Source organism: Paenibacillus aceti (genome assembly GCF_003614185.1).
GTDB classification, from domain to species: domain Bacteria; phylum Bacillota; class Bacilli; order Paenibacillales; family Paenibacillaceae; genus Fontibacillus; species Fontibacillus aceti.
Genome location: NZ_KZ987724.1, coordinates 4,401,248 through 4,409,981 on the forward strand (window position 1 = coordinate 4,401,248; position 8,734 = coordinate 4,409,981).

Annotated in this window: 9 protein-coding genes and 1 other RNA gene; 8 read left to right on the forward strand and 2 right to left on the reverse strand. The window is 48.4% G+C overall.

All coding sequences use genetic code 11. From position 1 onward, the window contains the following. Nucleotides 1-13 precede the first annotated feature (13 nt). Together BFJ94_RS19810 and rpmE are read left to right on the forward strand one after the other, a co-directional pair. Nucleotides 14-1,282: a radical SAM family protein gene (locus BFJ94_RS19810; protein WP_120464199.1), complete on the forward strand. Its 1,269-nt coding sequence runs from the start codon at nucleotides 14-16 to the stop codon at nucleotides 1,280-1,282. A 107-nt stretch (nucleotides 1,283-1,389) separates the two neighbouring features. Then, nucleotides 1,390-1,587 carry a 50S ribosomal protein L31 gene (gene rpmE, locus BFJ94_RS19815; RefSeq protein ID WP_068778087.1) on the forward strand — a complete coding sequence of 66 codons (198 nt, stop codon included), beginning with the start codon at nucleotides 1,390-1,392 and terminating at the stop codon, nucleotides 1,585-1,587. Between the two features lie 108 nt (nucleotides 1,588-1,695). Here the strand turns inward: rpmE and BFJ94_RS19820 are convergent, their stop codons facing one another. Continuing rightward, nucleotides 1,696-2,949 (reverse strand): stalk domain-containing protein, encoded by a 1,254-nt coding sequence (locus BFJ94_RS19820; RefSeq protein WP_120465329.1) that lies wholly within the window; start codon nucleotides 2,947-2,949, stop codon nucleotides 1,696-1,698. A 192-nt stretch (nucleotides 2,950-3,141) separates the two neighbouring features. On the opposite strand from BFJ94_RS19820, the gene ffs reads away from it, so the two are divergent. From ffs to BFJ94_RS19845, 5 genes are all read left to right on the forward strand, one after another. Then, nucleotides 3,142-3,409, forward strand: an RNA gene (gene ffs, locus BFJ94_RS19825) — signal recognition particle sRNA large type. Nucleotides 3,410-3,579: 170 nt separating this feature from the next. Further along, nucleotides 3,580-5,334 carry a DNA polymerase III subunit gamma/tau gene (gene dnaX, locus BFJ94_RS19830; protein ID WP_120464200.1) on the forward strand — a complete coding sequence of 585 codons (1,755 nt, stop codon included), beginning with the start codon at nucleotides 3,580-3,582 and terminating at the stop codon, nucleotides 5,332-5,334. 64 nt (nucleotides 5,335-5,398) lie between these two features. Then, complete coding sequence (locus BFJ94_RS19835) at nucleotides 5,399-5,710, forward strand: YbaB/EbfC family nucleoid-associated protein (protein ID WP_120464201.1); 312 nt, start codon at nucleotides 5,399-5,401, stop codon at nucleotides 5,708-5,710. Between the two features lie 25 nt (nucleotides 5,711-5,735). Further along, a complete protein-coding gene (gene recR, locus BFJ94_RS19840; RefSeq protein WP_120464202.1) occupies nucleotides 5,736-6,335 on the forward strand; it encodes a recombination mediator RecR in 600 nt (199 codons plus the stop codon). A 126-nt stretch (nucleotides 6,336-6,461) separates the two neighbouring features. Then, nucleotides 6,462-6,749, forward strand: coding sequence for a DUF2508 family protein (locus tag BFJ94_RS19845; RefSeq protein WP_229717183.1), 288 nt, complete (start codon nucleotides 6,462-6,464; stop codon nucleotides 6,747-6,749). A gap of 1 nt (nucleotide 6,750) precedes the next feature. Here BFJ94_RS19845 and BFJ94_RS19850 read toward each other — a convergent pair whose 3' ends face one another. After that, entirely contained in the window at nucleotides 6,751-8,109 is a 1,359-nt protein-coding gene (locus tag BFJ94_RS19850; protein WP_120460909.1) for an IS4 family transposase, read from the reverse strand. Nucleotides 8,110-8,310: 201 nt separating this feature from the next. Between BFJ94_RS19850 and BFJ94_RS19855 the strand changes: the two genes are divergently transcribed. Next, complete coding sequence (locus BFJ94_RS19855; RefSeq protein ID WP_120464203.1) at nucleotides 8,311-8,574, forward strand: pro-sigmaK processing inhibitor BofA family protein; 264 nt, start codon at nucleotides 8,311-8,313, stop codon at nucleotides 8,572-8,574. The last annotated feature ends 160 nt before the right edge of the window (nucleotides 8,575-8,734 follow it).

An 8,734-nucleotide genomic window follows, 5' to 3' on the forward strand; every position in this document is an offset into this window, starting at 1 on the left:
AGAGGAGAACATCATGTATTTAGTATATGCTGATTCACAAGGACAGGTATATGATCATCCGTCATTGTATGGCCTGGCTCGCAGCGCCGATATGATCGTTGAGATTATGGAGGATGAATTGATTCCGCTGCCAGAAGGGGCTACATTAGTAGGTCTTCCATGTACACGCCCGATTGGCATGGACCCCGATACCGGGGAAATGATGCCAGTTCAGGGGGATGTACAAGCGGTGGGGGCTTTGCTGCCGCAAGGTTATACGAGACTATGTCTGCCTGGCTATGTGAAGACAGATCAAGAGTACAAGCTTCCGCTATTTGGCTATTCGGCGGTAGTGTGGCAGGATGGGCAGTTCTACGTGACGGCCCGGCAATCAGACGATCCTGAGAAATGGAATCCGCTGAATTGTGATCCGCTTACGCTGAAGGATAATGTGAAGGCGCTAAAATCGAAGTACCCTGATAATCGTCTCTATGAGCATCTCTCAAATTGTGCTCTGGGATATGAGTGCTTGACGGCCTCCAATACTTTTCTGAATCGTTGGGAAGGGGCGGTGCCGGTCTCCTATTCCTGTAATGCTGGCTGCTTTGGCTGTATTTCAGAGCAGCCGGATGATAGCGGATTTGTCTCCCCGCAGACACGGATGAATTTCCGCCCGCGAGTAGATGAATTGGTGGAGATTATGCTAGAGCACCTGAAGACCCCGGAATCGATTATTAGCTTCGGACAGGGCTGTGAAGGAGAACCGTCCACACAGGCCAAGCTGATCATTGAGGCGATCCGTGAAGTTCGGCGCCAGACGGATATGGGGTATATTAACATTAACACCAATGCGGGGTTGTCCGATCATATCCGCGGCATCGTCGATGCCGGACTTGATCTGATGCGCGTTAGTACGATCAGCGCGCTGGATGATCATTATAATGCATACTATAGGCCGCGCGGTTATACACTAGCCAATGTGGAGAAGTCGCTTAAATATGCGGCTGATCAAGGGGTGTATACTTCGATTAACTATTTGATCTTCCCTGGAGTAACCGACCGGGAGGAAGAGATCGAGGCGATGGTCGAACTCGCCCGCCGTACGGACTTGAAGCTGATCCAGCTGCGGAATTTGAATATTGATCCCGAGAGCTATTTAGAGCTTATCCCAGAAGCTAAGGGTGAAGTTCTTGGGATGAAGCAAGCGATTGAGATCTTCCAGGCGGAGCTTCCTGATGTTGTCATCGGCTCCTATACCCATGTGCCTCCAGCGGAATTAGCCCGTGTGAAGGTCAGATGGTAATTCACATTTATTGTGATTGCATAGTGTTCTGCGGCGTGCTATAATTTTTTTGTTGCCATTATAACTCTGTACACGCATGAGGTGCAGGGCGGAAAGAGGTGAAAGTCATGAACGAAGCGATTCAACCAAAATATCACGTGACTACGGTAACTTGCGCTTGCGGTAATACGTTTGAAACGGGTTCCGTAAAACAAGATCTGCGTGTTGAAATTTGCTCCAACTGCCATCCATTCTTCACAGGTAAACAAAAATTTGTGGATGCTGGTGGTCGTGTGGATAAATTCAAAAAGAAATACGGCTTGTAAGAGTGAAGCTGCTTAGCAGCGAATTGCATAAATGCAAAATCCCCTGTCTATTATGGACGGGGGATTTTTTTATCGCATTTTTTATCGTATATTTTTTATCGTATAAGATTATGATTTGAATTCAACGGTATCATAGAATGTATTCCATTCATTCTTGCTGATAATACCAAGCCGCCAGATGGCGATCCCCTTCAGATTATAGCGTTTAGCAAGTCCGATCAAGGTGCTGATAGAGTTCTCATCTTCATTATCCATATTCAAGCCAAGAATCAGCTTGGATGGATCAGTTTCCTTCAGGGCCAGCGTGATCGCCTCGTTCACCTTATCGACAGGCTCTGGGCGCTTGGAGCTGCCGCCCTCATAATTGTAAGCCATGATGACGAGTTCATCGGCCAGTTGACCGAGCGCCTTATAATCGTATCCTTTATAGGAAGAGTTAAGCGGATGCAGGGCCAAGGATAGCTTCAGGTCTGCTGCCTTCGTAGCCGCGGCGAGTTCCTTGACGAAGGCGTTGAAGGATGCACGGGTTAATTCCTTGTCCGTCGTCAGTCCCAACCCTTCGAAATCAAGCATGATTCCCTGGAATGGATAGTCTGTTGCCGCTTTGACCATATCAGCTATCGCCTGTTCTCTATAGGATTGATCCTCAATGATCTTCGTCAGCTCTCCCTTTGCGTCACTGGAATAGACCATTAAGTAAGGGGTCGTATTCGCTTCGGCCGCATTGCGGACCAGAACTTCAGGAGTTATATCGCCTGCTGCTGGAGGAAGCTGGAACACTTTCCCGTTCGTGGTGAACTTTCCACTCTCATCGATTCTGCTCCAGCCATAAGAGATGGCGCTGAAGTCAGGGACCGCTTCTACATCAGAGAAGGAAGAGATCGCATAGAAGCCCAGTGTATACATCTTCTTCGGTGGTGAAGTAAGTGAGACTGTACGGGTGGCCTGATCCCAGCCTACTTTAGCTCCGAATTGCTGACTGAAGAAGCTGAGTGGAATCAATGTGCTGCCCTTCTGTGATATAGGTGCTACATCAAGCTTGACAGCAGAGCCATTTACAATGGCTTCCGACTGATTCAGTGTCAGCTTAACGTCGATCTTCTGCTCGCCTTCCCCTTTTACCGCCGTAATTGTCTTCTCTGCCTGATTCCAGGTAACCTCAATACCCAACGCCTGGGAGATAGGGCGGAAAGGCACCATAGTCGTTCCTTTGATCATGACAATTTCACCAGGGATCGACAGTGGGTAATTGTCGAGCATAATCTTAATCGGAACCGCCGCGTCCGCTTTTGCTGGATACGAGCCTGATAGACCTGCCGCGAAAATAGATACTGCTAATATAAGTGATCCGAACCTTTTCAGTTTCAACCTAAGTTCCTCCTTTTACCCCATTTCAATGAAAGATACACTCTATAAATATATCAATAATTTCCTGGAATTGATAGTTTCATAGATAGAGCTTATGGGCATCGAACCTAAGGTTAGAGCTGGGGGAAGAGCCAAGTTTTGCTCCCAGGTTGCAATTTAGAAACTCATGAGATATACTTAATTTCACCGTGCTAGATGGGGAGGTAGCGGTGCCCTGTAACTCGCAATCCGCTATAGCGAGATTGAATTCCTGTTAGAGGTCTTGTCGATGTGAGGTCTGGTCTTTATGGCAGACGTTGACGGACGGGTCCTCCGCAATGAGTACCTGTGAACCTGGTCAGGTCCGGAAGGAAGCAGCCATAAGCAGTTTCACTCATGTGCCGGAGGAGTGCCTGTCTCGAGTCATGCTGTAAAGGTGCCGCTTGGATCGCAATGATCGATAACAGGTGCACGGCTACATATTTAATAAGAATACATCTTTGTCTTGGGACAGAGATGTTTTTTTATGGGTTGTTTTTGTGGATTAGTTATATGGATTAGAATAGAAGTTTTTCTGTCCACTTGAGTATAGTATAATAAGGGGGCGGCCATGAGCCGCTCTAGGGAAAGAAAGAAGGTGCCGCAATGGAGCATATTGCGTTGTACCGTGCTTGGCGGCCGCAGTCGTTTCAAGACATGGTAGGACAACAGCATATTATCCGTACACTGCAGAATGCGATTCGTGAGCAGCGTCTGTCGCATGCTTATTTATTCAGCGGACCGCGCGGAACGGGGAAGACAACCACTGCGAAGGTCCTGGCCAAGGCAGTTAACTGCGAGAAGGGTCCTGCAGCCGAGCCTTGTAATGAGTGTGAAGCATGCCGGAGGATCACCGCAGGCGCTGTCATGGATGTGCTTGAAATTGACGCCGCTTCCAACCGGGGGGTCGAAGAAATTCGCGATCTGCGCGAGAAAGTGAAGTACGCCCCGACGGAAGTGCGGCAGAAAGTTTATATCATTGATGAAGTTCATATGCTTACAACCGAAGCATTTAATGCGCTGCTGAAGACATTGGAGGAGCCACCTCCACATGTGATGTTCATTCTGGCTACGACTGAGCCGCACCGGCTCCCGGCGACGGTTATTTCCCGTTGTCAACGGTTCGACTTCCGTCGCGTCTCGATTGAGGAGCAATCCGGACGGCTGAAGATGATCTGTGAGCAGGAAGGAATCACGGCGGAAGACGAAGCGATTCAATATATTTGCCGCTTGTCGGAAGGTGGGATGCGGGATGCTCTGAGTATTCTCGATCAGATCGCTTCATTCACAGACGGGCAGGTCTCTTATGAGCAGGTGCTGAGCCTTACTGGCGGGATTCCCTCGAAGCAGTTCTCCCAGCTTGCCCAGACTCTGCTCGATGGTGACGTGGGCAGTATGATGCAAATGATCGAGGATCTTATGCAGGAGGGCAAGAGCGCCGATAAATGCATGGAGAATCTGATGTATTATTTCCGCGATCTGCTGATGATCAAGACGGTTCCTCAGGCGGACAAGCTGACGGAGCGTGTACTTGATCCCGAAGATTACAGAGAGATGGCGCATGCTTTCTCAAGGCCGCAGCTATTCCGGATTATCGAGACGCTGAATCATTACCAGACGGAGATGAAGTATTCACAGCAGCCACAGATGCTATTCGAGGTGGCGCTGTTGAAGCTGTGCAGCATTCCGCAGCAGGAGCATACTTCGGCAGACAGACCTGCAGCCTCGGCAGCGGGCGTGGATTCCGGTGAGATCACGCAGCTTAAGAGACAGGTGACTGAGCTGGAGAAGAAGCTGGAGAAGGCTTTGCAGGGCGGATTGACCGCCTCTGGCGGAGGCGGGACGCAGGCATCCGGCCAAGGCGGCTCCAGTCGATCCTCGAAAGGGGGAGCGCCGCGAGTCTCCAGAGCAGCGAAAATCCCGTCTGGACTGGAGAAGTATGTTGCCCAGAAGGATAGCTCTGATACCTCAATGATTCAGAGCAAGTGGCATCAGGTGCTGCAGGCCGTGAAGGATGAGAAGGTTACGATCCATGCCTGGTTCATGAATGGTGAGCCGGTATCTGTGCTGGAAGACTCCATTCTGGTCGCGTTCAAGAATGATATTCACCGTGAGACGACCGAGAAACCGATGAATAAAGGGGTTATCGAGCAGGTATTCGAGCGTCTGTTGGGCCAGCCGTATCGTCTGGTTACTATGATGCTTAAGGATTGGAATGAGGCGATCCAGGGGGGAACGGTTGCAGCAGAGAAGCCTTTTGAGCTGGAGCATGAGGAAGAGCAAGGCGGCGGAGGCAAGGAACCGTGGGTTGATGAGGCGCTGCAGATGTTCGGAGAAGATCTCGTCGTGATTAAAGAATAACTTTTTGGTATGATTAACAAACATAAATAAATCACTTATTTTCATTGAAGGAGATGTGGCTTACGTGAATAATATGAACCAAATGATGAAGCAAGTTAAGAAAATGCAGGAGCAAATGCTGAAGGCGCAAGAGGAATTAGGCAATAAAACCATCGAGGGCAGTGCAGGCGGCGGTGTCGTAACAGCGCAAGTGAATGGACATAAGAAAGTGCTGGCTATTAACATCAAACCGGAGGCTGTAGATCCGGATGACGTTGAAATGCTGCAAGACCTTGTGCTTACTGCAGTGAATGATGCTCTTAACAAAGCGGAAGAGCTAGCTAATCAGGATATGGGCAAATTTACCGGCGGCATGAAAATTCCTGGCTTATTCTAATCCAGATTGAAGGAGAAAACTCCCATTGTATTATCCCGAACCGATCGCGAAGCTGATCGATGCTTTCACACATCTGCCGGGTATCGGTCCGAAGACCGCTGCCAGGCTGGCTTTTCATGTGCTGCGCATGGAAGAGGATGACGTTATTGATTTCGCTAAGGCTCTTGTCAGTGTGAAGAGGAATCTTCACTACTGCTCTGTCTGCTGCAATATTACGGACACGGATCCGTGTCGGATCTGTCAGGATAAGACCCGCGACCCTTCTGTCATTTGCGTCGTCCAGGATTCTAAGGATCTGGTGGCGATGGAGAGGACGAAGGAGTTCGACGGCTATTATCATGTGCTTCAGGGGGCGATATCTCCGATGGAGGGCCTTGGCCCGGATGATATCCGCCTGAAGGAGCTGTTAAACCGTCTGAGTGATGAGCGGGTGAAGGAACTGATCCTTGCGACGAATCCGAATATTGAGGGTGAGGCCACGGCTATGTACATTTCGCGGCTGGTGAAGCCTTTCGAGATTCGGGTTACGCGGATTGCCCACGGATTGCCGGTCGGCGGCGACCTCGAGTATGCGGATGAAGTGACTCTATCCAAAGCGCTTGAAGGCCGGAGAGAGCTAAGCTGATAATTGCATAATTGTAAAGAACCTTAATTCAGAAGGATATCTTTTGGATTAGGGTTCTTTTGTTTTTGGTTCTAAGTTTGTCCGCTCCTTGATACACATGAAATAAACGTAGACGGAAGGGGCGGAATGATGATGATCCAGAGGAAGATGATGCTCGAGGGTCTGTTGAATTTTCATTTAAGGCCAGATCAGGAGGACGAATATAAGAGGATGCTCTATCAGGAGGTGAATAAGGCTCGAAAGGAATGGGAGCAGGCTTATATGGCCTTCCAGCAGGCGGTAGGCGAGGCTAATGTAGATGTGGCGATTTATACGCTAGAGGCGGCGGAGAGAAGGTATCAGATTGAACTTAAGCGGGCCAAGCAGGCGGATGTGAAGTGGGATGCTTTTCGACAGGGCTCTTATTTTGACTAACTCAACTTTCGCAGCTTAATTTCGGCAGGTAGGCCTTGATGTAATTAGGCAAACCAGCGATCCATTGCTGGAGTTGTGTCTGGATGAGTATTGTGATCTTCTTACTGGCCTTCTTGGCGATATCCTCAAGCAATTCAATAAGTTGTGTTAAGGCGACTGCCCAATCTAGTTGACTTACTTCGTCGCACAGCAAATGAAATAAGCCGCCCAGCGTGCGGTTGTCAGTGCTTTGTCGGTGTTGCCATGCCAGCAAAATGTAACGTGAAAAGACAATCGTCGTATGACTAATCAGCAGGTCATAAGAACGGCCCTGAAACTCCTTTTGTAGACGCAGCAAGGATTTGGCGCACTTGAAAAACACTTCAATATCCCAACGAATTCCGTAAATCCGGATAATTTCTTCTTCGGGGATCGAGAGATCGGTGCATAGAATCGCAAGCCATTCCTTCTTCTTCGAGCGGTGGCGGACAAATACCATCATAACCGGAATCCCTGGGGATAACTCGGTACGGATGGAACGTAAGATTCCCTTGTTTTTTCCTTGGACAGGGGTTGCTCTAAAGTAAAGCTCTTGCAAAGTTAATCGGCTTCCGCCAACAAGATAACGCTTCTTGTCATCTTTAACCATGCCGATCACATCCAGACCGCGATCAAGTATCGATTGGATCAATGGGGCATGAGTGAACCAACTATCCATGAGGACGTATGAAGCCTGCACACCCGCTGAAAGCGCCCGATCAATCATCGCCGGAATGACTTCAGGAGCAGGAAGCAAAGCTTCAACTCGCCGCTTGTAGCCGGACGTACGCTTATCAATCTCTTGCATGATGCCGTTCACTTGAGACTTCATCGAAGCAAGCAAGGAGAAGTCCACCGGAATGAACGTATGGCCATCTGACCAACCTAGAGTAAGCATACGAAATCCCTTATAGTAGCACCCCGTTGCATGGTCTTTAAATCGGGAAAGCAGTTCAACCGCTTTGCTGCGATTGCGCTCGAACATGGAGTCGTCAACTACAAATACGGATACGCGATCTTCTCCCGTTAGCGGTTGAATTTTCTCAATTGTAGAGGAACTGAGCAACGACAGAAACCGCCGCCATGCATAGCCGCTGTGATTCAGGAAGCGATAGACCGCATCTTTGCCAGGAAAGGATGCACCTTTCTCGCTTTCCAGTAGACGAAACCAGTTCTTGTGGTGGAACAAAAGGACAAAGACAAGCTGGAATAAAAACGAACAGGTATAACCGAATTTCTTTTTAAAGCCCGCTGTTCTTAGGTGTTGCAGTACTTTTAGTTCTTTAAAGGCTGGTTTAATTTCATTTGGAAGTTGATTCTGCTGTACGTTTTGTTCTATCATGTAGAGGACACCTCTTCTGCGTGGTAGTGATTGCTTAGGACACTCTCACTTTACCAAACGAAGCGGTGTTTTTCTATTTTTACAACTTCCATATTGAATCGACATTCTACCCAGTAACACCATGTAATAAGGCTAGTTTTCGCTCTGCGAAAGTTGAGTGACTAATTATTGAACAATGTCTATGGGAGGGTGGATGAGATCATGAGAATTGCTCTGACAGGAGTGCTGATCGGTTCATTGATTTTACTGCTGTATATCGTTGTATCTCGCAAGCTTGGTTTGGCCTGGATGACCCGGTTAGGGCTGCATATTGTATTGGCGGCGCTGGGAATTTATGTTGTGAATTTCTCTGGACTGCTGACGGAAGCCTACATACCATTGAACCCGGTTACGATTAGTACAGCGCTTGTACTTGGACTGCCTGGGGTAGCGCTTCTGTTAGGTTTGAAATTAGCCTTAATATAATGGTTGACGAGCACTTGAATTCTGTGTTAAAGTATAAATCGCTTCTTTGATAGGCCAAGCCGTTTTGAAAACTTCAAGCAAATAAAAGTTCAAAAAACTTCTTGACACTTACAAGGCAGCCATGATATATTATAAAGGTCGCTGCTGAGAACGAAAGCGA